Below are 24,455 nucleotides of genomic sequence, written 5' to 3'. Positions count from 1 at the left end.
GTGGCAGGATCGGGGGCGTGGCAGCAAAGGCGACGAAGACGAACGAGACGACCGGCAGCGAGGCAGCGGGGGGAGGCCGCCCCCGTCTGCTGTTGATGGACGGGCACTCCATGGCGTACCGGGCGTTCTTCGCGCTGCCCGCGGAGAATTTCACGACGTCCTCCGGTCAGACGACGAACGCGGTGTACGGCTTCGCGTCGATGCTGGCCAATACGCTGCGTGACGAGAAGCCGACGCATTTCGCGGTGGCGTTCGACGTGTCGCGCAAGACGTGGCGCTCGGAGGAGTACCCGGAGTACAAGGCGACGCGGTCCGCGACCCCGGACGAGTTCAAGGGCCAGGTGACGCTGATCGGCGAGCTGCTGGACGCGATGAACGTCCGGCGTTTCGCGGTGGACGGCTTCGAGGCCGACGACGTGATCGCGACGCTGGCGACGGAGGCCGAGGCGGAGGGCTTCGAGGTCTCGATCGTCACGGGCGACCGCGATTCCTTCCAGCTGATCACCGACGCGGTGACGGTGTTGTATCCGACGAAGGGCGTGTCGGAGCTGACGCGCTTCACGCCGGAGAAGGTCGTGGAGAAGTACGGCCTGTCGCCCCGGCAGTATCCGGACTTCGCGGCGCTGCGCGGCGACCCGTCGGACAATCTGCCGGGCATCCCGGGCGTGGGCGAGAAGACGGCCACGAAGTGGATCAACCAGTTCGGTTCGTTCGCGGAGCTGGTGGAGCGCGTCGACGAGGTCAAGGGCAAGGCCGGGCAGAATCTGCGCGACCACCTGGAGGCGGTCAAGCTCAACCGCCGGCTGACCGAGATGGTGCGCGACGTGCGGCTGTCGACGCACCCGGACGACCTGGAGCGCCAGGCGTACGACCGGCTGGCGCTGGTGACGTTCCTGGAGCGGCTGGAGATCCGGAACCTCGGCCTGCGCGACCGCCTGCTGGCGGCCGATCCGGGCGGGGAGTCCGCCGAGGAGGCGGAGCCGGAGGCCGGTGCCGAGGTGGACGGCGCGCTGCTGGCCGCGGGCGAGCTGGCGCCGTGGCTGGCCGGGCATGGTGCGGGCCCGCTGGGCGTGGCCGTGACGGACAGCTGGTCGCAGGGTGCGGGCCGGGTCTCCGAGATCGCGCTGGCGACGGGCGACGGTCCGGCGGTGTGGTTCGATCCGGCGGAGCTGGACGAGGCCGACGAGCGGGCGTTCGCCGCCTGGGTGGCCGACCCGGAGCGGCCCAAGGTGATGCATGACGCGAAGTCCGTGATGCGGGTGTTCGCCGATCACGGCTGGCCGGTCGAGGGCGTGACGATGGACACGGCCCTGGCGGCGTATCTGGTGAAGCCGGGGCGTCGCTCGTTCGCCCTGGACACGTTGTCGGTGGAGTATCTGGGCCGGGAGCTGGCCACGGCCGCGGCCGGTGACGGGCAGCTGGCCTTCGGCGCCGACGAGCAGGCGGAGGCGGACGCCCTGATGGGGCGCGCGCGGACGGTCCTGGATCTGGGCGAGGCGTTCGCCGGCCGGGTCAAGGAGGTCGGTGCCGCCGATCTGCTCACGGACGTGGAGCTGCCGACGAGCGCGGTGCTGTCCGACCTGGAGCGTTCGGGCATCGCGGCGGACCGCGGCTGGCTGGAGCGGATGGAGCAGCAGTTCGCCGCGGCGGTGCAGCAGGCGGTGCGGGAGGCGCACGCGGCGGCGGGCCGCGAGTTCAACCTGGGCTCGCCCAAGCAGCTGCAGGAGGTGCTCTTCGGCGAGCTGGGCCTGCCGAAGACCAAGAAGACGAAGACCGGGTACACCACGGACGCCGACGCGCTGGCCTGGCTCGCCGCGCAGACGGAGAACGAGCTCCCGGTGATCATGCTGCGGCACCGTGAGCAGTCGAAGCTGCGGTCCACGGTCGAGGGTCTGATCAAGGCGATCGCGCCCGACGGCCGTATCCACACGACGTTCAACCAGACCGTGGCGGCGACGGGCCGGCTGTCCTCCACCGACCCGAACCTCCAGAACATCCCGGTGCGGACGGACGAGGGCCGGGCGATCCGCCGCGGCTTCGTCGTCGGCGAGGGCTTCGAGTCGCTGATGACCGCCGACTACAGCCAGATCGAGCTGCGGGTCATGGCGCACCTGTCGGAGGACGAGGGCCTGATCGAGGCGTTCGCGTCCGGGGAGGACCTCCACACCACGGTCGCCTCCCAGGTGTTCGGTGTCGCCAAGGGCGAGGTCGACCCCGAGATGCGCCGCAAGATCAAGGCGATGTCGTACGGCCTGGCGTACGGTCTGTCGGCGTTCGGCCTGTCCCAGCAGCTGAACATCGCGCCGGACGAGGCGCGGCGCCTGATGGACACGTTCTTCGAGCGGTTCGGCGGGGTGCGCGACTACCTCCAGCGCGTCGTGGAGGAGGCCCGGGCCACGGGCTACACCGAGACGATGCTGGGCCGCCGCCGCTATCTGCCGGACCTGAACAGCGACAACCGGCAGCGGCGCGAGATGGCCGAGCGGATGGCGCTCAACGCCCCGATTCAGGGGACGGCCGCCGACATCGTGAAGATCGCGATGCTGCGGGTGGCACGGGCGCTGGAGGAGGAGCGGCTCTCCTCCCGGATGCTGCTCCAGGTGCACGACGAAATCGTGCTGGAGATCGCTCCGGGCGAGCGGGAGCGGACCGAGGAGCTGGTCCGCCGCGAGATGGCCGCCGCCGTCGAGCTGCGGGCGCCGCTGGACGTGTCGGTGGGCGTCGGCACGGACTGGGAGTCCGCCGCGCACTGATTCGCGCCGCCCGGACACCGGGACATCCCCGCCGCCCGCGGCCCGTCCGCCCCCGTCCGGGGGCGGGGGTCGCGGGCGGTCGCGTCCGCGCGGTTCCGATCCGCGGCGCGCGTTGCTACCGTCCGCATGCCTGATGCATCGTCAGGTACGCGGGTTCCCGCAGGGAGGCTTCGCATGCGCGCGCTGCTCGCCGCGGCCGTCGGACTGGCCGCCGCCCTCGCCCTCGTCCTCGTCGTCACGGCCGTCGGGCCGCCCGGCGGCCGGACCTCCCCCGAGCCCCTGCTGACCTCCCCGCCCGCGCACCCCTGAGCGGGCCGCGGTGCGCCGCCGAGCGAGCCTGGTGCTGCTCGCCCTCGCCGTGTTCTGCGCGGCCCTGTCCCCCCTGCTGCGCTGGTACGCCTTCCCCCGGCTGGCCAAGGTCCCCGCCCACACCTACCGGGCGGTCGTCCTGGAGGCGAAGGACGCCACCCTCATCGACTACGCCACCCTCGAACCCCGGCGCGTGCCCAGGGTCACCATGATCCAGACCCTCAAGGGCGACGTCGCCGAGGCCCGCCGGGTCAAGGCCGCCACCGGCCGGGACGTCGTCGTCTGGGACGCCCTCACCTACGCCGCCGGGCCCGACGGCGCGATGGTCTCCCGCATCCCCGAGCGCTACGTCTTCGACGCCCACAGCCAGCAGCCCGTGCACGCGGGCGGCGAGCACGTCGACGACACGCCCGTGCGCCGCGACGGCATCGAGTACAAGTGGCCGTTCCTCGTCGAGAAGCGCGACTACCGCTATTTCGACCTGATGACCCGCACCTCCGCCCCCATCCACTACCGGGGCACCCGTACCTTCCACGGACTGCGGGTCTACTACTTCGAACAGACGATCCCGTGGACCAAGGTGCCGCTGCCCCGCCGGCTGCCGCTCGGTATCACCCCCGACACCGTCCGGCAGCTCGGGCTGGAGCGCTGGTACACCACCCGGCGGATGTTCTGGGTCGACCCCGTCACCGGCGCCCCCGTCAACGGCGAGGAGGACCACCGGGAGGAGATGCGCTGGACCGGCCACCCGGAGAAGAAGCCGATCACCGCCTTCGCCGGACACGTCACCATACGGCCCGACTACGTGGACGACACCGTCGCCACCGTGAAGGCCCAGCGGCGCCTCGTCCTCCTGCTCACCCGCGACCTCCCGTGGGGCCTGCTCGGCGCCGGCGCGGTCCTGCTCGTGGCGGCACTCGTCCTGGAGGCCCGGGGCCGGCGTGCGCGGGCGCCCGGCGTGGCACACGATGGAGGGAAACCCGAACGGCCGACCCCGGACGAGGGGTCGCCGAACAGAGGAGGCCCACCGTGACGAAGAATCCGGAGGACGCGTCCACCCCGTCCCGCCCGAGCCGGCTCTACACCGGCAGCGAGCGGCCCTTCGACCCCGAAGACCTGGTCATGGCCTCCGGCCACGACGTGACGCCGGAACGCGTCGAGCGCGCCAAGCGCCTCATCGAGGAGAAGGGGGCCGCCGCCATCGAGCGGTACCTCCCCTGACCCCGAACACCTGACCTCGAACTCCTGATCCCCAACACCTGATCCCCAACACCTGACCCCCCACACCTCACCCCCCACACCTCACCCCGGGGAAGTGTCCCGGCCCGGCGCTCACGCGCGGCGCGCGTTGGTGCGGCGCGTCGCCGTGGCCGCCGAGGGGTCCTCGGGCCACGGATGCCGGGGGTAGCGGCCGCGCAGCTCGGCCCGCACCGCCCGGTAGCCGTCCCGCCAGAACGACGCCAGATCGGCCGTCACCGCCGCGGGCCGCCCCGCCGGCGACAGCAGGTGCACCAGCACGGGCACCCGCCCGCCCGCCACCCGCGGCGTCTCCACCAGCCCGAACAGCTCCTGCAGCTTGACCGCCAGCACGGGCTGCCCGGCGCCGTAGTCCACCCTGATCCGCGAGCCGCTCGGCACCTCCAGCCGCTCCGGCGCCAGCTCGTCCAGCCGCGCCGCCTCGCCGCCCGCCCAGGGCAGCAGCGACCGCAGCGCCGCCCCGGCGTCCACCCGCTCCAGATCGGCACGCCGGCGCGCCCGGTCCAGCTCCGTGCCCAGCCACGCGTCCGCGCCCGCCACCAGCGCCTCGTCCGACACGTCCGGCCAGGGCTCGCCCAGCTCGCGGTGGAGGAACGCCAGCCGCTGCCGCAGCGCGGACGCGTCCGCGCTCCAGCGCAGCAGCCCCGGACCCTCGGCCCGCAGCCCCTCCAGCAGCGCGGCCCGCAGCCGGGCGGGGTCCGGGGCGGTCAGCGGGCCCGAGGCCAGCTCCACCGCGCCCAGCCGCGTCACCCGCCGGGCCACCACGTCACGCCGCTCCGCCGACCAGTGGACCTCCTCGCCCTCGGCGAACAGCGCGCCCGCCGCCGACCGCGCCGTGTCCTCGTCGATCACCGCGCCCAGGCGCACGCGCGCGGAGGCGGCCGTCACGGGCCGGTCGGCCACGGCCACCGCCAGCCAGGGAGCGCTGCGCAGCCGCGAGCCCTCGCCCAGCCCGGCGCCCGTCCCCGACACCATCAGGTACGCGCCCTCGCCGCGCGCCCGCGCCACCCGCTCCGGGAAGGCCAGGGCCGCGACCAGGCCCGCTGCCGCGTCGTCGGTCAGGGGCCCGGCCCCGGCCGCCGCGCCGGCGACGTCCCGCAGCGAGCCCTCCAGGCGGCGCGCCTCGGCCCGCCAGCGCGCCCCGTAGGCGTCGCCGCCGCGCCGCGCGGCACGCCAGGCGGCCGCCAGGTCGTCGCCGTACTCGCGGGGCGGCTCCTCGCTCAGCAGCGCCACGATCTCCGCCGCGCGGCGCGCGCCCACCTCGTGCGCGCCGTCCAGCAGGGCGCGCGCCAGCCGCGGGTGCACCCCCAGCCGGGCCATGCGGCGGCCCCGGTCCGTGGGGCGCCCCTCGGCGTCGACGGCGCCCGTGGCCGCCAGGACGGCGCGCGCGGCGGACAGCGCGCCCGCCGGCGGCGCGTCGAGCAGGGCGAGGGAGGAGGCGAGCGGATCGCCCCAGCAGGCGGCCTGCAACGCGAACGCCGTCAGGTCCGCGACCGTGATCTCGGCGGCCGGGTACGCCGGCAGCCGTGCCTCGTCGGCCTCCGCCCAGCACCGGTAGACCGTGCCCGGCGCCTCGCGCCCGGCCCGGCCCGCGCGCTGGCGGCCGGCGGCGCGCGAGGCCCGTACGGTCGTCAGGGCGCTCAGGCCGCGGGCGTGGTCCGTGCGCGGTTCCCGGGCCAGGCCCGCGTCCACCACGATCCGTACGCCCGGCACCGTCAGGCTCGACTCGGCCACCGAGGTCGCCAGCACCACCCGTCGGGTGCCCGAGCCGCCGGCCAGGACCGCGTCCTGCACGGCCGCCGGGGCCCGGCCGTGCACCTGGAGCACCTCGGCGCCCTCCGGCGTCCCGCCCAGCAGGTTCGACACCCGCCCGATCTCGCCCACGCCGGGCAGGAAGCACAGCACGTCGCCCGCGCGCTCGCGCAGTGCCCGGCGGACCACCGCGGCGACGTGGTCGAGCAGGGCGGGGTCCACGCGCATGCCGTGCGGCGGCCGCACCGGGCGCGGCGGCGGGGCCCATACGACGTCCACGGGGTACGAGACGCCCTCCGCCTCGATCACCGGCGCGCCGCCCAGCAGCCGGGCCCAGCCCTCGGCGTCGGTCGTCGCCGACGCCGCCACCAGCCGCAGCTCCGGGCGCAGCGCGGCCCGGACGTCGAGGAGGAAGGCGGCCGCGGTGTCGGCGTCCAGATGGCGCTCGTGGCACTCGTCGAGCACCACGACGTCGACCCCGGCGAGTTCCGGGTCGCGCTGGAGGCGCTGGAGCAGCACACCGGTGGTGACGACCTCGACGACGGTGGCGGGCCCGGCCCGCCGCTCGCCGCGCACGGTGAAGCCCACCCGGCCGCCCACCTCCTCGCCCAGCAGCCAGGCCATGCGGCGGGCCGCGGCGCGGGCGGCGATCCGGCGCGGCTCGGCCACCAGGACGCGGCGCACGGGCCCGGAGCCGGTCAGTCCCGCCAGCACCAGCGGTACGAGCGTGGTCTTGCCGGTGCCGGGCGGGGCGCACAACACGGCCGTCCCGTGCCCGTCCAGCGCCTCCCCGAGGCGGGGCAGCACGGACCGTACGGGCAGCTGGGCGAGGACGTCGTCACGGATCACCTGCCCAGTCTCGCCCACGGCCGGACGCGCCCCGTGAGGGGCGCCGGCGCTAGTCGCGCTCGCAGACGAAGATCGCCGTGCCCGGGATCAGATGCCCGCGCAGCGGCGACCAGCCGCCCCATTCCTGCTGGTTCCAGGCCGGCCACTCCGGCTCGACCAGGTCGGTCAGGCGGAAGCCGGCGGCCACCACGTCGCGCACCCGGTCACCCAGCGTGCGGTGGTGCTCCACGTAGACGGCGACGCCCCGCTCGTCCTGCTCCACGTAGGGGGTGCGGTCGAAGTAGGAGGCGGCGACGGACAGGCCCTCGGGGCCGGGCTCGTCCGGGAAGGCCCAGCGGAGGGGGTGGGTGACGGAGAAGACCCAGCGGCCGCCGGGGCGCAGCACCCGGTGGACCTCGCGCATGACGCCGACCGGGTCGGAGACGAAGGGCAGCGCCCCGTACGCGGAGCAGGCGAGGTCGAAGGAGCCGTCCGCGAAGGGCAGCGCCCCGGCGTCGGCCTCCACCAGCGGGAAGCCGCCTCCGATGCGCAGCGCGTGCTGGAGCTGGCGGTGGGAGAGGTCCAGGGCCACCGGGCGGGCGCCCTGGGCGGCCAGCCAGCGGGAGCACTGGGCGGCGCCGGCGCCGATCTCCAGGACGTCCCGGCCCCTCAGGCCGCTCGCGGGCCCCAGCAGGGCGGCGTCCGCCTCGTCCAGGCCCTCGGGTCCCCAGACGAAGCGGTCGTCGCCGAGGAAGCCGCCGTGCTCGAGCTGGTACTCGTCGGCGTTGCGGTCCCACCAGCCGCGGCTCGCCCGGCTGCTCTCCGTTCCGCCGGAGTCACGGCGGGTCGCCTGGGGCTCGTATTCTTGGGTCATCTCGGCGGTCGCACCCTCTGGTCGATCTTCGGAGCTCGCTGGAGCTCGATCTTCGCAGGTTCCCGGCCGGTCACCACGGCGGGGTGCGGCGGGACCCTCGTGGCCTCGAACAACCTGAGTTGTGCCGGATTTGCAGGGATTCATCCCGGGTGTGCGCCTTCGCGCATTGACCGTGTCCGGCTGCCCCCGTATGCTACAAGTTGCGCTGCGAGCCTGCGCGCCTCAGACGGAGCAGGCCGCGCTCGCACCTGTTGTATGTCCCCTCGGTTGCCGAGGTGCTCCCGCTTTCGGGTCTTCGGACTCCCCGGTTCTCCGGGGAGCGCGCCTCCAACGCTGTCCGGCTTCGGCGGTGCGATAAGGGCTCTCGGCGTAGCAGTACCTACGACTTCAATGTCCGTACCGGAGCCCTTTCCCACATGACGAGCAGCACCGAGACCACCGCCACCACCCCGCAGGTTGCGGTCAACGACATCGGTAACGAGGAAGCCTTCCTCGCCGCGATCGACGAGACGATCAAGTACTTCAACGACGGCGACATCGTCGACGGCGTCATCGTGAAGGTCGACCGGGACGAGGTCCTGCTCGACATCGGTTACAAGACCGAGGGTGTCATCCCCTCGCGCGAGCTCTCGATCAAGCACGACGTCGACCCGAACGAGGTCGTCAAGGTCGGCGACGAGATCGAGGCCCTGGTTCTCCAGAAGGAGGACAAGGAAGGCCGCCTGATCCTCTCGAAGAAGCGCGCCCAGTACGAGCGTGCCTGGGGCACCATCGAGAAGATCAAGGAAGAGGACGGCATCGTCACCGGTACCGTCATCGAGGTCGTCAAGGGTGGTCTCATCCTCGACATCGGCCTCCGTGGCTTCCTGCCGGCCTCCCTCGTCGAGATGCGTCGTGTCCGCGACCTCCAGCCCTACGTGGGCAAGGAGCTCGAGGCCAAGATCATCGAGCTGGACAAGAACCGCAACAACGTGGTCCTGTCCCGCCGCGCCTGGCTGGAGCAGACCCAGAGCGAGGTCCGCCAGACCTTCCTCACCACCCTCCAGAAGGGTCAGGTGCGCTCCGGCGTCGTCTCCTCCATCGTCAACTTCGGTGCCTTCGTGGACCTGGGTGGCGTCGACGGTCTCGTCCACGTCTCCGAGCTGTCCTGGAAGCACATCGACCACCCGTCCGAGGTCGTCGAGGTCGGCCAGGAGGTCACGGTCGAGGTCCTGGACGTCGACATGGACCGCGAGCGCGTCTCCCTGTCGCTCAAGGCGACCCAGGAGGACCCGTGGCAGCAGTTCGCCCGGACCCACCAGATCGGTCAGGTCGTCCCGGGTAAGGTCACCAAGCTCGTTCCGTTCGGTGCGTTCGTCCGCGTCGACGAGGGCATCGAGGGCCTGGTCCACATCTCCGAGCTGGCCGAGCGCCACGTGGAGATCCCGGAGCAGGTCGTCCAGGTCAACGACGAGATCTTCGTCAAGGTCATCGACATCGACCTCGAGCGTCGTCGCATCAGCCTCTCGCTGAAGCAGGCCAACGAGTCCTTCGGTGCCGACCCGTCCGTGGTCGAGTTCGACCCGACCCTGTACGGCATGGCCGCGTCCTACGACGACCAGGGCAACTACATCTACCCCGAGGGCTTCGACCCCGAGGCCAACGACTGGCTGCCGGGCTACGAGAAGCAGCGCGAGGAGTGGGAGCGCCAGTACGCCGAGGCGCAGCAGCGCTTCGAGCAGCACCAGGCGCAGGTCATCAAGTCCCGCGAGGCGGACGCCGAGGCTGCGGCCGAGGGCGCCCAGGCCGCCCCGCAGGCCGGTGGCCAGGTTTCCGGCGGTTCGTACTCCTCGGAGTCGGCCGACACCTCCGGCGCCCTGGCGTCGGACGAGGCTCTCGCCGCCCTGCGCGAGAAGCTCGCCGGCGGCCAGAGCTGAGGCTCTGCCCCACGGCAGCTGACTAGCTGACCGACGTAAGGCCCGCTCTCCTGGAGAGCGGGCCTTACGCATTCCCGGACGCGTCCGGGTACCCGTTTCGTCGATCGGTCCCCGCCCGGGAATGACACGGCCCTCCAAGAACGTTCCCCCGTACGGAACATGAGGAGGAACGGTCACTGTGTTGGATCCGCAGGGTTTGTACGAATGGGAGCCCAAGGGGCTCGCCGTGGCCGACCTGGCCCTGGCTCAGGACACCGCAGGTCTGGTCATGCTCTACCACTTCGACGGCTACATCGACGCCGGTGACACGGGCGACCTGATCGTCAAGCGGCTGCTCGACGGCCTGCCGCACCAGGTCGTCGCCCGCTTCGACCACGACAGGCTCATCGACTACCGCGCCCGCCGCCCCCTGCTGACGTTCCAGCGCGACCGGTGGAGCGCCTACGAGACCCCCGCCATCGAGCTGCGCATCGTGCAGGACGCCACCGGCGCCCCCTTCCTCCTGCTGAGCGGGCCCGAGCCCGACGTGGAGTGGGAGCGCTTCGCCGCCGCCGTGCGCCAGCTCGTCGAGCGGCTCGGCGTGCGCCTGTCCGTCAACTTCCACGGCATCCCCATGGGCGTCCCGCACACCCGCCCCGTGGGCCTCACCCCGCACGGCAACCGCACCGACCTCACGCCCGGTCACCGCGGCTACTTCGACGAGGCCCAGGTGCCCGGCAGCGCCGAATCCCTCATCGAGTACCGCCTGGCCGAGGCCGGGCACGACGTCCTCGGTGTCGCCGCCCACGTCCCGCACTACGTCGCCCGCTCCCCGTACCCGGACGCCGCCCTCACCGCCCTGGAGGCGGTCACCGCCGCCACCGGGCTCGTCCTGCCCTCCGCCGCCCACTCCCTGCGCAACGCCGCGCTGCGGACCCAGGAGGAGATCGAGCGTCAGCTCGCCGAGGGCGAGGAGGAGCTCGTCTCGCTCGTCCGCGGCCTTGAGCACCAGTACGACGCGGTGGCCGGTGCCGAGAGCCGCGGCAGCCTGGTCGCCGAGCCCGTCGACCTGCCCTCCGCCGACGAACTGGGCGCCGAGTTCGAGCGCTTCCTCGCCGACAGGGAGGGCGACGGCGGGCGCTGACGGGGCGCCCGATAGCGTGGGGCCCATGCTGAAGGTGGGCCTCACGGGCGGAATCGGCGCGGGCAAGAGCGAGGTGTCGCGGCTCCTCGCCGCGTACGGGGCGGTGATCATCGACTCCGACCGGATCGCGCGGGAGGTGGTCGAGCCGGGCACCCCCGGACTCGCGGCGGTCGTCGCCGAGTTCGGGCCGGGCGTGCTCACCCCGGAGGGCACCCTCGACCGGCCCGCGCTGGGCGCGATCGTCTTCGCCGACCCCGGCCGGCTCGCCGCCCTCAACGCCATCGTCCACCCCCTCGTCCGCGCCCGCTCCGCCGAGCTCGAGGCGGCGGCGGGCGAGGCCGACGTCGTGGTCCACGACGTCCCCCTCCTCGTCGAGAACGGGCTCGCCCCCCTCTACGACCTCGTCGTGGTCGTCGACGCCGGCACCGGGACCCGCGTCGACCGCCTCGTCCGGCTGCGCGGCATGACGCCCGACGAGGCCCGCGCCCGCATGGCCGCCCAGGCCGGTCGCGAGGACCGGCTGGCCGCCGCCGACATCGTCATCGACAACGACGGCCCGCTGGAGACCCTCGAACCGCGCGTCCGGGAGGTGTGGGAGGAGCTGCGCCGGCGGGCCGGACAGGGCTGACGGCCGTTCGCCGTTCGCTCCATCGGGTGAGCCCCGGCGCACCCCGCCGGACGGCCCGGCTCCCCGCGGACCGCCCCCGTACCGGCTCCCCACCCGCCTCCCACCGGCCCGGCGCCGGCTCCGCGCCGGCCGTCCGGGCCGCGGGCCCGCCGCCACCGGCTCCCCGCCGCCCGATGTGTCGTCCGGCGCGGGCCGCCGCGGCTGAGTAGCGTTGCGCCCTCGACAGCGTCACGAGTGGAGCTGGTGTGAGGGGAACACTCTTGGCCGTTCCGGGCCCGCTCGGGCCGGGGCCGCTCGGGCCCCCGCCCGTACGGAGGTACCGGACGCGCATCGGCGGGTTCTGCCTCGTCCTCTTCGGGCTGGCCCTCATGGAGGTCTCGGTCACGCACGCCGTCAAGGCGGCGGGCTACGTCGCCGACAGGGGCACCGTCACCGTCGCCCACTGCCGGCTGGAGCGCGCGGGCGGCGGTGACGAGAAGAGCGTGTGCGACGGCGTGTTCCGTCCCGCCGCGGGCGGGGCCGCCCGCGAGGACGCCCGGCTGGCCGGCTGGTACGTGCCCGGGGAGCGGGTGGACGTCTACCGCGACGACTCCGACTACTACCTGGTCAGCCCGCGGAACTTCTGGTGCTGGCTGGCCTTCTTCTTCGCGGGCATGCTCCTCGACGCGCACGGGCTGGTGACGCTCGTCGTCGGGTTCCCCCGCCGGACCATCGCCCAGTTCACCGCCGCCCGGACGATCGTCGGCGGGTCGCTCCTCGCGGAGCCCGTCAAGTGGCTGCGCCGGGTGGGCGGCGTGGGCGCGCTGCTGTGCGTCCTGCTGGCGCTCGTCTCGCCGTAGGGCGGGCGCGCGACGGGGGACGGAAACACGACATGGGGAGGGAAGTCTCGGATGTCCACGCCGCTTCAGGTGGACTGCGACCGGCTGGAGGCGTTCGCCGGGCAGGTCGGCAGGGCCGCGGACGACGCGGGTGACGTGCTCGCGTACGCCCGCCGGTTCACACGGGTCCCCGCCCTGCGGGCCGGGCTGATGGAGCTGGTGCTCGGTGGGCACGAGGGCGTGTGCGACGACGCGCTGGGCGCGCTCGAACGGCTCACCGCCGTCCTGCGGGGCTCCGCGGACGAGTTACGCGCCGCCGCCTCGTACTACCGGCACACCGACCGGGCCGTGGCGGCCGACTTCGACGCGGCCCGGCCGCGGGTGAGGCGCTGACCCGCCATGAACTCCGCGCACACCGCCTCTCACGGCACCGCCTCCCACAGCACCGCCTCCGCCGGTGGTGCCCCGGACCCCACGGCCGCTCTCCTGCCGCCCCGGGAACCGGAGAAGTTCACCCATCCCCTGGACGCGCTCAACGCGGTCGGCGACGTGCTCAGCCCGGGGGCGTGGCTGCTCAAGCTGGCCGAGCTGGTCACGACGCAGGACCCCCTGGAGTGGGCGAAGAACGTGTTCGCCGGGGACTGGTCGGCCTACGCCCAGTGCTCCGAGGCCTGGCGCAACCTGGGACGCTCCTGCGACGCCCTGGCCCGTTCCCTCGACGCCGCGAACCGCCGCGCCGACGCGTCCTGGCACGGCAACGCCGCCGACGCCGCCTTCCTCTACTTCGACGCGCTCCGCCGACATCTGGAGACGTTCCGCGACTCCCTGTACACGCTGAGCGGCGAGTACTACATGATCGCGCACGCGGTCTCCCAGGCCGCCGAGGGCGTCGCCCAGTGCATCGGGGCGATCCTCGACGCCCTGGTGACCGCCGCCATCGCCGCCGCGGCCGGCACGGCCGGCGGCTGGACGGGCTGGGGCGCCGCGATGGGCTACGCGCTGGGCGCTGCCGAGGCCGAGGTCATCCTCAAGGAGTGGCAGCGGATGACCCTGATGGTCACCGCCGCCCAGTCGGCCGTGAACACCGGCTACGCGGCGATCGAGCGCGTCATCGGCGAGACCGCGGCGGGGATCCACACCTTTCCGCTGCCCCGCGCGGGCTACGACCACCCGGCAGTCTGAGCCAGGAGGGACATCATGGGCGAACGAGAAGTCGGCTACGAGGAGTTCCTGGCCCCCGGCCGCGACGAGGCGCAGGCCCGCGTGCTCCACGGGGCCCTGCGGCACCTGGCCGAGGGAGGTGCCGGCGAGGTGCTGCGGGAGATGGCCCGCGAGATCCTCGCCGGGCGCATCGGCCTCGACGAGGCCGTACGGGTCGGCGCCTACGCGGAGGCCCTCGGCGAGCGGTCCCGGCCCCTGCGGGAGGCGTGGGAACGCGGTGTGGGGCGCGGCGGCCCGGAGGCGGAGGACGACGGGCCCTAGGGCCCGGGCCCGTCCTCCCTCTCCGGCTTCACCGGTTCGTAGGGCGGGACGTCGCGGCCCGGCTGGTAGTGCGCGCCCTGCCGGATATGGCGGATGATCATGATCAGGTCGACGACGGTCACCAGCAGCAGCACGCCGCAGGCGACCGCCCAGCCGGTCCGGCCCGTGGCGGCGAAGGCCGCCGTGCCGGCGGCGGTCCACACCAGGCCGAAGACGGCGAGCCCGCAGCGCAGCCGCAGCGGGCTGCGGGCGGTGGCCGGCTCGTTGCCCGTACGCATGGCGCACCATCTCCCACCTCCAGCATCCACCCCGGCGGGGCCCGGCGCCGCCCTCAGAGCAGGCGCTGGATCTCGCCGCGGACCCGGTAGAAGCCGGAGGCGGCGGGGGAGAGGGCCTCGACGACATAGCGGGCGCCGGCCTGGCGGATGTGCTGGGGGAACTGGACGTTCCAGGTGGGTTCGTAGCCGCCGGAGACCACGTGGACCCGGAGCCGGCCGGCCTCCTGGACGCATTCGACGACGATGCCCGAGGCGGGCGGGGAGGCGACGGTGGTCACCGTGGTCGCCGGGGCGTAGGTGGGCAGCGCGGCGGCCGACTTGACGTCCACCGGGACCGGGACCGTACCCGCCCGGGCGGCGTCGACGGCGCTCTCCGAGGCGTCGACGCAGACCAGGGAGCCGTCCGTGGTGACCATGTAGAGCTTCTCGTCGAGATACTGCATGGACAGCGCCGAACCGCCGCCCGTGCTCAGCTTCCACAGCCGTGTGCCGTCCGCGGTGAAGCAGTAGACGGACGAGGAGGAGTCGCCGGCGAAGACGTAGCGGCCGTCCGGGGCGGTGGCGCAGGAGTAGACGGCGGCGTCGCAGCGGTAGGACGCCTCCACGGAGCCGTCGGTCTTCGCCAGGCGCTGGACGACGTTGCGGTTCGTGCCCGCGTACACGGAGTGCTCCTCCTGCCAGCCGAAGAGCACGGAACCGGCGGTGCGGGTGTGCCACAGCTCGGCGCCGCCGTCCTGGGCGTACGCGGTCACGCCGCCGCTGTGGCCGTGGTAGACGGCGCGCTCGTCCCGGCGGACCATCCAGGCGGCGTGCCCGGAGCTCCTGCGCGACCACTGGTACTCGTCCTCGTGGTCGATGACGGTCAGCCCGCCGTCGCGGTCGGCGACGTTCAGGACGCCCTCGTGGATGTCGAGCCAGAAGATGTCGACGTCGGAGGCGATCTCGTAGGCGGCGAAGGGGACCTTGCCCGACAGGTCGTAGACCGTGCCGTCGTCGCAGCCGGCGTAGATCCAGAAGTCGTCCGCCACCAGGCACTTGACGCCGTCCGGCAGGCGGTAGCGGGCGAGGACCTCGCCGTCGTGGCTCAGGGTGTGGACGTCGCCGGACTGGTTGCCGACCCAGCAGCGGTCCTCGTCGATGTGGATGCCGAAGGCGGCGGAGCCGGTGCGGAAGCGCCACAGGACCGGGGCGACGGCACGGGCCGTGGAGGGCGCGGAGGTGACCTGGCGGCGCGTCACGGGGCGGGCGGCCCTGGCCCCCCGCACGGCGGGCGCGTAGCCCTTGCGGACCTTCTCGCCGACCTTCTTGGCGGCGGCGGCCCGCGCCTTCTCGGTGGTGGGGAAGGTGGAGGTCTGCGACTGCCCGTCCGCGCCGATGCGGCCGTAGCGCACGGAGACGGTCGTGCCGTCGACGGTCACCTCGTAGAACTTGTGCGCCCCGCCGCCGTCCTGGGACAGCTCCAGGTACGTCGTGTTCCCCGCCATGGCCAAGCCCTTCCTCCCGCCGGCCACGGGCGGCCGGTCGACTGACGGGAACGCTAGGGCGTGCCACTGACAATCGGTCACGGGCCAGGGGCGCGGGGGCCGTCCGGCGGGCGGCCGGCGGCCCCCGGCCCGGGGCTCACAGCATCTCGGCGACCCCGGGCAGCACGTCGTCGAGGAGGGAGGTGTCGTCCGCGTCGTCGTCCAGCGCGTCCGCGACGACGTGCGGGGCGTTGGTGATGATGCCGTCGACGCCCATGTGGGCCAGCCGCACGGCCTCTTCGGGGTCGTCGACGGTCCAGGCGGAGACCTCCAGCCGCCTGCCGTGGGGGCCCTTGAGCGCGTGCACGGAGCGCAGCCAGGCGGGGTTCACGCTGCCCTGGCTGGGGTTGATCTGGTCGGCGAACGCCGCGTAGGAGCGCAGCTGGGAGGCCTTGGGGGCGCCCAGGAAGCCCTTCTTGAGGTCGGGGCGGAGCGTGTGCAGCGTCTTCAGGGAGGAGGCGTTGAAGCTCTGCACGACGAGTCTGTCCCTGACGTGGGACCTGTCGAGCCAGCCGGTGCGGCGCAGTTCGGCGACGAGCTGCCGTTCGATGCCGGGGTAGAGCTCCGGTGCCTTGACCTCCAGCAGCAGCTTCTGGTGGTTGTGGTCGACGCGGCGCAGGTAGCCCTCCAGGGTCGGCACCCGCTCGCCCGCGAAGCGGCGGTCGTACCAGCTGCCGGCGTCCAGCCGCCGGATCTCGTCGAGGGTGAAGTCGGCGACCTTCCAGGGCGCCCGTCGCGGGTAGCGCTTCTTCGCGTCGGTCGTCCGCTCCAGGGTGGTGTCGTGCATGACGATCAGGGCGCCGTCCTTGGTGCGCTGGACGTCGTTCTCGACCCAGACGGTGCCCAGGCGCGCGGCTCTGTCGATGGACGCCAGGGTGTTCTCCGGCGCCAGCGCCGGCACCCCGCGGTGGCCGATGACCACGGGCGCGGCGGGGCGGGCCGTGGCGCCCGCCGGGGCGGCGCCGAGACCGACCGTGGACAGGGCGGCGAGCGTCGTCAGGGAGAGACCGAGAAGGGCGCTGGTCACGGAGACGGGGCGGATGCGCATGGCGGCTCCTCACGGCGTTCCGGACCGGCGCGGGGCCGCGCCGGCCGGCCTGTACGGAAAGTCGTACCCGGTGCACGGAAAGTCGTACACGAAACACCTACGCGATCGCGACGGGCGGGGCAGCCGGACGAGAGACCCTTTGCCGACTCTTCGCCGCGTGTTCGCCCCCGCGCGGCCCGGGAAACAGGGGTGGAACGGCGGGGACGAGGCCGTTGTCAGTGGTGGGCCGTACGGTGGTGTCATGCGGCCCGTATCGAAGATCGAACGCAAGGTGGCGCCTTTCGAGGTCGTCAGCTCCTTCCAGCCCAGCGGTGACCAGCCGACGGCCATCGCCGACCTGGAGCGGCGCATCCGGGCCGGCGAGAAGGACGTCGTGCTGCTCGGCGCGACGGGTACGGGCAAGTCGGCCACCACGGCCTGGATGATCGAGAAGCTCCAGCGCCCGACGCTCGTCATGGCGCCGAACAAGACGCTGGCCGCCCAGCTCGCCAACGAGTTCCGGGAGCTGCTCCCGAACAACGCCGTCGAATACTTCGTCTCGTACTACGACTACTACCAGCCCGAGGCGTACGTCCCCCAGTCGGACACGTACATCGAGAAGGACTCCTCCATCAACGAGGAGGTCGAGCGGCTGCGCCACTCCGCGACGAACTCCCTGCTCACCCGGCGTGACGTGGTCGTGGTGGCGTCCGTGTCCTGCATCTACGGCCTGGGCACGCCGCAGGAGTACGTGGACCGCATGGTGCCGCTCAAGGTCGGTCAGGAGATCGACCGCGACCAGCTGCTGCGCCGCTTCGTGGAGATCCAGTACACACGCAACGACCTGGCGTTCACCCGTGGCACGTTCCGGGTGCGCGGCGACACCATCGAGATCTTCCCGGTCTACGAGGAGCTCGCCGTCCGGATCGAGATGTTCGGCGACGAGATCGAGGCGCTCTCCACCCTCCACCCGCTCACCGGCGAGGTCATCTCCGACGACCAGGAGCTGTACGTCTTCCCCGCCAGCCACTACATCGCCGGCGCGGAGCGCATGGAGAAGGCCGTCGCGGGCATCGAGGCGGAGCTGGAGCGGAGGCTGGCCCAGCTGGAGAAGCAGGGCAAGCTGCTGGAGGCCCAGCGGCTGCGGATGCGCACCACCTACGACATCGAGATGATGCGGCAGGTCGGCTCCTGCTCGGGCATCGAGAACTACTCGCTGCACATGGACGACCGCGAGCCGGGCTCCCCGCCCAACACCCTGCTCGACTACTTCCCCGAGGACTTCCTCCTCGTCATCGACGAGTCGCACGTCACCGTCCCGCAGATCGGCGCGATGTACGAGGGCGACGCCTCCCGCAAGCGCACGCTCGTCGAGCACGGTTTCCGGCTGCCCTCGGCCATGGACAACCGCCCGCTGAAGTGGGAGGAGTTCACCGAGCGCATCGGGCAGACGGTCTATCTGTCCGCGACGCCCGGCCCGTACGAACTCTCGCGCGGCAAGGGCTTCGTGGAGCAGATCATCCGCCCCACCGGCCTGGTCGACCCGGAGGTCGTGGTCAAGCCGACCGAGGGGCAGATCGACGACCTGGTGCACGAGATCCGCACGCGCACCGAGCGGGACGAGCGCGTCCTGGTGACGACGCTGACGAAGAAGATGGCCGAGGACCTCACCGACTACTTCCTGGAGCTGGGCATCCAGGTGCGCTATCTGCACAGCGACGTCGACACCCTGCGCCGGGTGGAGCTGCTGCGGGAGCTGCGGGCCGGCGAGTACGACGTCCTCGTGGGCATCAACCTGCTGCGCGAGGGCCTCGACCTGCCCGAGGTGTCGCTGGTGGCGATCCTCGACGCCGACAAGGAGGGCTTCCTGCGCTCCGGCACGTCCCTGATCCAGACCATCGGCCGTGCGGCGCGCAACGTCTCCGGGCAGGTCCACATGTACGCCGACAAGATCACTCCGGCGATGGAGAAGGCCATCGACGAGACGAACCGGCGCCGCGAGAAGCAGATCGCCTACAACAAGGAACGGGGCATCGACCCCCAGCCGCTGCGCAAGAAGATCGGCGACATCGTCGCCACCCTCGCCCGCGAGGAGCTCGACACCGAGGAGCTGCTGGGCACGGGCTACCGCAAGGGCGACCAGGGCAAGGGCCGGGCCCCGGTCCCGGCGGCCAAGGGGAAGGGCCGCGGCAAGGCCAAGGCGGCGGCCGCCGTGCCCACCGACCGGCCCGCCGCGGAACTCGCCCAGCTCATCGAGGACATGACCGACCGGATGCGGGCGGCCGCCGCGGAGCTCCAGTTCGAGGTCGCGGCCCGGCTGCGCGACGAGGTGGGGGAGCTGAAGAAGGAGCTGCGTCAGATGCGCGAGGCGGGCCTGGCCTGACGGTCCGTGACGGGGCGGCTGCCCTGGGGAGGGGCGGGTCACGGGCCGGTGGCCGGGCATGTTGCAAGACCGCCACAAAGCCCCCCTCGGGTGCGTACGCCGCCCCCGGCTGTGCATAGGGTCGTTCAAGCACACCGCGCGCACGGCGCGGTGACGGGGATGTACGAACGAGAGGGACGCGCGTGACGGTCAATTTGTCCAAGGGCCAGGGCATCAGCCTGCAGAAGGCCGACGGGGGCACCCTGACCGCGGTGCGGATGGGGCTGGGCTGGCAGGCGGCCCCTCGCCGCGGGCTGTTCGGGTCGCGTACGCGGGAGATCGACCTGGACGCCTCGGCGGTGCTCTTCGCCGACAAGCAGCCGGTCGACGTCGCCTTCTTCCAGCAGCTGGTCAGCAAGGACGGCTCGGTCCGCCACACCGGCGACAATCTGGTCGGCGGCGCGGGCCAGGGCGGCGACGACGAGGCGATCCTCGTCGACCTGGCGCGCGTTCCCGTGCACATCAACACCATCGTCTTCACGGTGAACTCGTTCACCGGCCAGACCTTCGCCGAGGTGCAGAACGCCTTCTGCCGTCTGGTCGACGAGACGACCGGTCAGGAGCTGGCGCGCTACACCCTCGACGGCGGCGGCCAGTACACCGCCCAGATCATGGCGAAGGTGCACCGGGTGGGCAACGGCTGGCAGATGACGGCCATCGGCTCCCCGTCCAACGGCCGGACGTTCCAGGACCTGCTGGCGGAGATCCAGGCCGTCATCTGAGTCCGCCCGGGCCGCGACGGGTGTCGCGGCGGAGCGGACCGGGCCCGGCGGAGCATCCGCCGGGCCCTCGTCACAACGAGCAACGACATGGCGAGCACGACAAGGGGGAAGCGGCGATGACGGCCGAGCTGATGCGGGGGCAGAACCACCCGCTGTCCGAGACCCGGCTGGAGATCCGGATCTCGGCGGGCCGACCGGTGGTGGCGGGAGCGACGCTCGGCGACGCGGACGGCAGGATCCCCGGCGAGGAGTGGGTCGCCCACCCCGCCTCGCCCCGGATCCCCGGCCTGGAGGTCTCCCGGCAGGCCGCCGCCGAGCACCGGCTGGCGGTCGACCTGGAGGCCCTCCCGGACACCGCGCACCGCGTCCATGTGCTGCTCGCCCTGCCCGCCGGGACGTCCGGCCCCGGCCGCTTCGGGGCCCTGGCCGCCCCGTTCGTCGCCGTGACCGCGACCGACGGCACGGAGCTCGCCAGCTACACCGTCACCGGCCTGGACGCCGAGTCGGCCGTCGTCGTCCTGGAGCTCTACCGCAGGCAGGGCGCCTGGAAGGTGCGGGCGGTCGGCCAGGGGTACGCGGGCGGGCTGGCCGCCATGCTGCACGACCAGGGGCTGTCCCGGGCCGCGGACATGGCGGCGGCCATCGAGGAGGCGGTCGCCCAGGGCATGGCCCGCGCGGTCGCGCCCCCGCCCGCGCAGGTCGCCGGGGCCGACGCCGCCGGGCGCCGGACCGCCCCGGCGGGCGGCGGCCCGGCCGACGACCGGCCCTCCCCCCGGACCTCCGGGACCGGCCCGCAGGCGTCCGCCCCGGAGCCCGTTCCGGCGCGCGCCGCGCCCTCCACGGGCCCGGTCGACTACCGCCACCCCGGCCGTGCCACCGCGGCGCCGCCCGAGCCCGCTCCGGCCACCCCCGCGACCGGGCCGGACGAGCCGTACCGGCCGGTGGCCGGTGACGCCACCGGCTGGACCATGGACGAGCGGCTCTACAACCAGGTCTGGGGCATGTTCGAGGACCTGGCCCGGGCGACCGCCGCCTACCGCAGCGCGGCCGACTTCGCGGAGTCGCGCCTGGAGCAGGAGCTGGACCGGGTGCTCTCCGACCCGCTCACCCGGGTCGGCCCGGCCGCCGACGCCGCGCGGGAGGCGGCGCGGGCCCGGCAGACCGAGCTGATCGGCCAGGCGCGCGCCGCGCTCGACCGGGACCTCGACCGGCTGGTGGCCGAGGCCGAGGTCGTCGAGCACGCCCTGCCGCCCGCCTACGCCCGCTGGGACAGCCCCGTGTGGCAGGGCTACCAGGTGCCGCTGGAGCGGCCCATGGCGCTGCGCCTGGGCGACCTCCACCTGCCCGAGCGCCCCGAGCTGCGCGTCCCCATGCTGGTGCGGCTGCCGCTGGAGCGCGGGCTGTGGATCGACAGCGGCCGCTCCGCCAAGGACGCGGGCCTGGCGGACCCGGCCGAGCGGCGCCGGCTGGCCCTGGACTGCGCGGTCGCGCACGCCGTGCGGCTCCTCGCCGTCCACCCCGTCGGCGACTACTCGGCGCACGTCATCGACCCGGCGGGCGCGGCGGGCACGGCGCTGGCCCCGCTGCTGGAGTACGGGGCGCTGAAGGAGCCGCCCGTCGCCGGGGCCCGGGGCGTGACGGAGGTGCTGGAGCGGCTGACGCGGCGCGTCGACCTGGTGCAGATGGCGGTCCGCAGCGGAGCCCTGGACTCCCTGCCGCCGGACCTGGACACCGCCGAGCAGCTGCTGATCGTCAACGACTTCCCGCACGGCTTCGACGACCGCGCCGTCACCCAGCTGCGCTACCTCGCGGACGAGGGGCCGTCCGTGGGCGTGCACCTGCTGATGGTCGCCGACCGCGAGGACGCCCGGGGCTACGGGCCCGTGCTGGACCCCCTGTGGCGCTCGCTGCTGCGGATCACGCCGGTGCCCGACGACCACCTCGCCGACCCCTGGGTGGGCCACTCCTGGACGTACGAGCCCTCGCGGGCGCCCGCCGGGAGCGAGGTGCTCCGGCAGGTGCTCTGGCAGGTCGGCCAGGCCCGGAAGGCCTACGGCATCTAGCGGTATCCGGCGGACGGACGGCGGCCTTTTGCCGGCAAAGGGCCGCTGAGCTGGGATTTTGGGTTTCTCTTTACTTTTCCTTGGGTGTTCCTGTACCGTTCTGGGAACTGCCGTACGCCCGTACGACGTACCGGAGGAACAGTGGACGTCTCCCTGACCCTGTGGGTGCTGACCATCCTCGGTCTCTGCGCCCTCATCGCCGCCGACTTCTTCATCGGAGGCCGCAAGCCGCACGAGGTCTCCGTGAAGGAGGCCGGTGTCTGGACGGCGGTCTGGGTGGCCCTGGCCGGGCTCTTCGGGCTGGGGCTCTGGGCCTTCGGCGGCGGGCAGCCGGCCGGTGAGTTCTTCGCCGGCTTCATCACGGAGAAGTCGCTCAGCGTCGACAACCTCTTCGTTTTCGTCCTGATCATGGCGAAGTTCGCCGTCCCGACGGTCTACCAGCAGCGGGTGCTGATGGTGGGCGTGCTGATCGCCCTGGTCCTGCGCGCCGTGTTCATCGGCGCCGGCGCGGCGATCATCGCCAACTTCTCGTGGGTCTTCTACCTCTTCGGCGCGTTCCTCGTCTGGACCGCCTGGAAGCTCATCCAGGAGGCGCGCGCGGACGAGGAGGACGAGGAGTTCGAGGAGAACCGCTTCCTGAAGCTGGTCGAGCGGCGCTTCCCGTCCACCGACCGCTACCACGGCACGAAGCTGTTCATCACCGAGAACGGCAGACGGCTGATGACGCCGATGCTGATCGTCATGCTGGCGATCGGCACCACCGACGTGCTCTTCGCGCTGGACTCCATACCCGCGATCTTCGGCCTCACCCAGGACCCGTACATCGTCTTCACGGCCAACGCCTTCGCCCTGATGGGCCTGCGCCAGCTGTACTTCCTCATCGGCGGCCTGCTGAGGAAGCTGGTCCACCTCTCCTACGGCCTGTCGGTCATCCTCGGCTTCATCGGCGTCAAGCTCGTCCTCCACGCCCTGCACGAGAGCGGCGTCGCCGTCCCCGAGATCAGCATCCCGGTCTCGCTCGGCGTCATCTGCGCGGTGCTGGCCGTCACGACCGTCACCAGCCTGCGGGCCTCGGCCCGGCAGGCGCGGGAGGAGGCCGCCGAGGCCGCGGTGGCGGCCCCGGCGACCGGGGAGGAACGGGACGGGGCCGGCCGGGAGAGCGCCCGCGCCTGACGGGCGGGTGCCCACCGGGGCCGGCGGGCCCGCTCAGGCGGGCGCGGCCTCGGCGGCGGGCCCGACGGCCGGCGCCGGGCGGGTCTCCGGCAGCAGCAGGAAGCAGGCCAGGCTCAGCAGCGCGACACCGGCCAGATAAGCCGCCACGCCCCAGGGTGTCCCCTCGCCCCGGGCCGCGGCGGTCGCGACCAGCGGGGTGACGGCACCGCCCAGGACCCCCGCCAGGTTGTAGCCCACAGCCGCGCCCGTGCAGCGGATCCGGGCCTCGTAGAGCTCGGGGAGGTAGGCGCCGACCGTGCCGAAGGCGAGGCCGAAGGACAGCATCGCCACGACGAAGCCCAGCAGCATCAGGGCGGGGCGGCCGGTGTGCAGCAGGCGGACCAGCGGGAACATCCACAACGCCACCGCCGCGCAGCCGGCCAGGCACAGCGGACGGCGGCCGTAGCGGTCCGAGAGGAGGGCGACCAGCGGGGTGGCCGCGCCGTTCGTCGCGACCGCCACCATGGCACAGCTCAGCATGACGGTCCGGTCGACGCCGAGGGTCCCGGTGCCGTAGGACAGGGCCCAGGTGGTGACCGCGTAGTAGACGGCGTAGCCGAACGACAGCGCCCCGCCGGTGAGCAGGAGCAGCCGCCAGTGGTCGCGGACGACCTCGGCGAGGGGGAGCCTGGAGAGGCTCTCCCGGTCGGCCAGGTCGCGGAACTCCGGGGTCTCGGCGAGCTGGGCGCGCAGCAGCAGCCCCACGGCGGCCAGTACGCCGGCGGCCCAGAACGGCACGCGCCAGCCCCAGGACAGGAAGTCCGCGTCCGTCAGGGTGGCCGAGAGGGCCAGGGTGATGCCGTTGGCGAGCAGGAAGCCGACGGAGGGGCCGGTCTGGGGGAAGCTCGCCCACAGCGCGCGGCGGTGGGCGGGCGCGTGTTCGGTGGTGAGCAGCACCGCGCCGCCCCACTCCCCGCCGAGGCCGAGGCCCTGGAGGAAGCGCAGGAGCAGGAGCAGCGCCGGGGCGGCCAGGCCGATGTCCCGGTAGGTGGGCACACAGCCGACCGCGACCGTGGCGACGCCGGTCAGCAGCAGGGAGAGGACGAGCACGGGGCGGCGGCCGTGGCGGTCGCCGATGTGGCCGAAGAGCATCGCCCCGAGGGGGCGGGCGATGAAGCCGACGCCGAAGGTGCCGAAGGCGGCGAGGGTGCCGGTGATGGGGGAGACCCCGGGAAAGAACAGCCGGCCCAGGACGAGGGCGGCGGCGGTGCCGTAGGCGTAGAAGTCGTAGAACTCGATGGCGGTGCCGGCCATGGAGGCGGCCGCCAGGCGGAACATGGCCGGGGAACGGTCACGATTCATGTACTGCCCAACTTCCGCCGGGCGCCCAGGAAACGGGCGAACGGCGAGAAGTCGGGGCGTAAAGGAAGCGTTGGAGGGGGCGTGCCGGAATCGGGGGGGGGGGGGGGGGGTTGTGGGGGGGGGGGGGGAGAGGGGGGGGTGCCGACAATCTTCCCACCACCTTTCT

Annotated in this window: 21 protein-coding genes; 15 read left to right on the top strand and 6 right to left on the bottom strand. The window is 73.3% G+C overall.

Going from position 1 to position 24,455, the window contains the following annotated elements:
- Positions 1-95: 95 nt before the first annotated feature.
- From polA to AC07BS_RS17735, 4 genes are all read left to right on the top strand, one after another.
- A complete protein-coding gene (gene polA, locus AC07BS_RS17750; protein ID WP_478648746.1) occupies positions 96-2,753 on the top strand; it encodes a DNA polymerase I in 2,658 nt (885 codons plus the stop codon).
- A gap of 174 nt (positions 2,754-2,927) precedes the next feature.
- Positions 2,928-3,062 (top strand): SPW_0924 family protein, encoded by a 135-nt coding sequence (locus AC07BS_RS17745; protein WP_478648424.1) that lies wholly within the window; start codon positions 2,928-2,930, stop codon positions 3,060-3,062.
- A gap of 10 nt (positions 3,063-3,072) precedes the next feature.
- Positions 3,073-4,095 (top strand): cell envelope lipid trafficking protein PgfA, encoded by a 1,023-nt coding sequence (gene pgfA / locus AC07BS_RS17740; RefSeq protein ID WP_478648426.1) that lies wholly within the window; start codon positions 3,073-3,075, stop codon positions 4,093-4,095.
- Positions 4,092-4,283: a hypothetical protein gene (locus AC07BS_RS17735; protein WP_478648428.1), complete on the top strand. Its 192-nt coding sequence runs from the start codon at positions 4,092-4,094 to the stop codon at positions 4,281-4,283. Before pgfA ends, AC07BS_RS17735 begins: the two co-directional genes overlap by 4 nt.
- A gap of 111 nt (positions 4,284-4,394) precedes the next feature.
- Here the strand turns inward: AC07BS_RS17735 and hrpB are convergent, their stop codons facing one another.
- Complete coding sequence (hrpB, locus tag AC07BS_RS17730) at positions 4,395-6,920, bottom strand: ATP-dependent helicase HrpB (RefSeq protein ID WP_478933077.1); 2,526 nt, start codon at positions 6,918-6,920, stop codon at positions 4,395-4,397.
- Positions 6,921-6,969: 49 nt separating this feature from the next.
- Positions 6,970-7,773 carry a class I SAM-dependent methyltransferase gene (locus AC07BS_RS17725; RefSeq protein WP_478648433.1) on the bottom strand — a complete coding sequence of 268 codons (804 nt, stop codon included), beginning with the start codon at positions 7,771-7,773 and terminating at the stop codon, positions 6,970-6,972.
- Between the two features lie 416 nt (positions 7,774-8,189).
- On the opposite strand from AC07BS_RS17725, the gene rpsA reads away from it, so the two are divergent.
- The 7 genes from rpsA (at position 8,190) to AC07BS_RS17690 (ending at position 13,740) form a co-directional block, all read left to right on the top strand.
- Positions 8,190-9,689 (top strand): 30S ribosomal protein S1, encoded by a 1,500-nt coding sequence (gene rpsA / locus AC07BS_RS17720; RefSeq protein WP_099201896.1) that lies wholly within the window; start codon positions 8,190-8,192, stop codon positions 9,687-9,689.
- A 178-nt stretch (positions 9,690-9,867) separates the two neighbouring features.
- Positions 9,868-10,812 (top strand): PAC2 family protein, encoded by a 945-nt coding sequence (locus AC07BS_RS17715; protein WP_478648436.1) that lies wholly within the window; start codon positions 9,868-9,870, stop codon positions 10,810-10,812.
- A gap of 25 nt (positions 10,813-10,837) precedes the next feature.
- Complete coding sequence (coaE, locus tag AC07BS_RS17710) at positions 10,838-11,440, top strand: dephospho-CoA kinase (protein WP_478648439.1); 603 nt, start codon at positions 10,838-10,840, stop codon at positions 11,438-11,440.
- Positions 11,441-11,685: 245 nt separating this feature from the next.
- A complete protein-coding gene (locus AC07BS_RS17705) occupies positions 11,686-12,279 on the top strand; it encodes a hypothetical protein (protein ID WP_478933074.1) in 594 nt (197 codons plus the stop codon).
- A 51-nt stretch (positions 12,280-12,330) separates the two neighbouring features.
- Positions 12,331-12,651 (top strand): type VII secretion target, encoded by a 321-nt coding sequence (locus AC07BS_RS17700; protein ID WP_478648444.1) that lies wholly within the window; start codon positions 12,331-12,333, stop codon positions 12,649-12,651.
- A gap of 6 nt (positions 12,652-12,657) precedes the next feature.
- Positions 12,658-13,440, top strand: coding sequence for a hypothetical protein (locus tag AC07BS_RS17695; protein ID WP_478648446.1), 783 nt, complete (start codon positions 12,658-12,660; stop codon positions 13,438-13,440).
- Between the two features lie 15 nt (positions 13,441-13,455).
- Positions 13,456-13,740 carry a hypothetical protein gene (locus tag AC07BS_RS17690; protein ID WP_478648449.1) on the top strand — a complete coding sequence of 95 codons (285 nt, stop codon included), beginning with the start codon at positions 13,456-13,458 and terminating at the stop codon, positions 13,738-13,740.
- On the opposite strand, the gene AC07BS_RS17685 is transcribed toward AC07BS_RS17690, so the two are convergent.
- From AC07BS_RS17685 to AC07BS_RS17675, 3 genes are all read right to left on the bottom strand, one after another.
- Positions 13,737-14,018, bottom strand: a complete 282-nt coding sequence (locus AC07BS_RS17685; RefSeq protein WP_478933071.1) for a DUF6343 family protein — start codon at positions 14,016-14,018, stop codon at positions 13,737-13,739. The two genes, AC07BS_RS17690 and AC07BS_RS17685, sit on opposite strands and share 4 nt — an antisense overlap.
- 53 nt (positions 14,019-14,071) lie before the next feature.
- Entirely contained in the window at positions 14,072-15,502 is a 1,431-nt protein-coding gene (locus AC07BS_RS17680; RefSeq protein ID WP_478933069.1) for a WGR domain-containing protein, read from the bottom strand.
- A gap of 136 nt (positions 15,503-15,638) precedes the next feature.
- The gene (locus AC07BS_RS17675) at positions 15,639-16,589 is read right to left on the bottom strand and encodes a glycerophosphodiester phosphodiesterase (RefSeq protein ID WP_478933067.1); all 951 of its coding nucleotides are present in this window, start codon (positions 16,587-16,589) and stop codon (positions 15,639-15,641) included.
- Positions 16,590-16,830: 241 nt separating this feature from the next.
- Between AC07BS_RS17675 and uvrB the strand changes: the two genes are divergently transcribed.
- The 4 genes from uvrB to AC07BS_RS17655 all read left to right on the top strand — a co-directional run bounded on the left by uvrB (position 16,831) and on the right by AC07BS_RS17655 (position 22,948).
- The gene (gene uvrB, locus AC07BS_RS17670) at positions 16,831-18,951 is read left to right on the top strand and encodes an excinuclease ABC subunit UvrB (RefSeq protein ID WP_478933065.1); all 2,121 of its coding nucleotides are present in this window, start codon (positions 16,831-16,833) and stop codon (positions 18,949-18,951) included.
- A gap of 182 nt (positions 18,952-19,133) precedes the next feature.
- Positions 19,134-19,712: a TerD family protein gene (locus AC07BS_RS17665; protein ID WP_478648460.1), complete on the top strand. Its 579-nt coding sequence runs from the start codon at positions 19,134-19,136 to the stop codon at positions 19,710-19,712.
- 116 nt (positions 19,713-19,828) lie between these two features.
- Positions 19,829-21,775 carry a TerD family protein gene (locus AC07BS_RS17660; RefSeq protein WP_478933063.1) on the top strand — a complete coding sequence of 649 codons (1,947 nt, stop codon included), beginning with the start codon at positions 19,829-19,831 and terminating at the stop codon, positions 21,773-21,775.
- A 141-nt stretch (positions 21,776-21,916) separates the two neighbouring features.
- The gene (locus AC07BS_RS17655; protein WP_478648466.1) at positions 21,917-22,948 is read left to right on the top strand and encodes a TerC family protein; all 1,032 of its coding nucleotides are present in this window, start codon (positions 21,917-21,919) and stop codon (positions 22,946-22,948) included.
- Positions 22,949-22,981: 33 nt separating this feature from the next.
- On the opposite strand, the gene AC07BS_RS17650 is transcribed toward AC07BS_RS17655, so the two are convergent.
- Positions 22,982-24,265 (bottom strand): MFS transporter, encoded by a 1,284-nt coding sequence (locus tag AC07BS_RS17650; protein WP_478933219.1) that lies wholly within the window; start codon positions 24,263-24,265, stop codon positions 22,982-22,984.
- Positions 24,266-24,455: the final 190 nt, after the last annotated feature.

Source organism: Streptomyces sp. NPDC044063 (assembly GCF_056434285.1).
This window is presented reverse-complemented; position numbering and strand designations above follow the sequence as displayed.

Coding starts and splice junctions, on each gene's coding strand:
- AC07BS_RS17660 (WP_478933063.1), top strand. CDS start 19,829: ATGACGGCCGAGCTGATGCGGGGGCAGAACCACCCGCTGTCCGAGACC.
- AC07BS_RS17650 (WP_478933219.1), bottom strand. CDS start 24,265: ATGTTCCGCCTGGCGGCCGCCTCCATGGCCGGCACCGCCATCGAGTTC.
- AC07BS_RS17695 (WP_478648446.1), top strand. CDS start 12,658: ATGAACTCCGCGCACACCGCCTCTCACGGCACCGCCTCCCACAGCACC.
- AC07BS_RS17725 (WP_478648433.1), bottom strand. CDS start 7,773: ATGACCCAAGAATACGAGCCCCAGGCGACCCGCCGTGACTCCGGCGGA.
- AC07BS_RS17685 (WP_478933071.1), bottom strand. CDS start 14,018: ATGCGTACGGGCAACGAGCCGGCCACCGCCCGCAGCCCGCTGCGGCTG.
- coaE (WP_478648439.1), top strand. CDS start 10,838: ATGCTGAAGGTGGGCCTCACGGGCGGAATCGGCGCGGGCAAGAGCGAG.
- AC07BS_RS17675 (WP_478933067.1), bottom strand. CDS start 16,589: ATGCGCATCCGCCCCGTCTCCGTGACCAGCGCCCTTCTCGGTCTCTCC.
- polA (WP_478648746.1), top strand. CDS start 96: ATGGACGGGCACTCCATGGCGTACCGGGCGTTCTTCGCGCTGCCCGCG.
- AC07BS_RS17680 (WP_478933069.1), bottom strand. CDS start 15,502: ATGGCGGGGAACACGACGTACCTGGAGCTGTCCCAGGACGGCGGCGGG.
- AC07BS_RS17690 (WP_478648449.1), top strand. CDS start 13,456: ATGGGCGAACGAGAAGTCGGCTACGAGGAGTTCCTGGCCCCCGGCCGC.
- AC07BS_RS17700 (WP_478648444.1), top strand. CDS start 12,331: ATGTCCACGCCGCTTCAGGTGGACTGCGACCGGCTGGAGGCGTTCGCC.
- AC07BS_RS17745 (WP_478648424.1), top strand. CDS start 2,928: ATGCGCGCGCTGCTCGCCGCGGCCGTCGGACTGGCCGCCGCCCTCGCC.
- rpsA (WP_099201896.1), top strand. CDS start 8,190: ATGACGAGCAGCACCGAGACCACCGCCACCACCCCGCAGGTTGCGGTC.
- uvrB (WP_478933065.1), top strand. CDS start 16,831: ATGCGGCCCGTATCGAAGATCGAACGCAAGGTGGCGCCTTTCGAGGTC.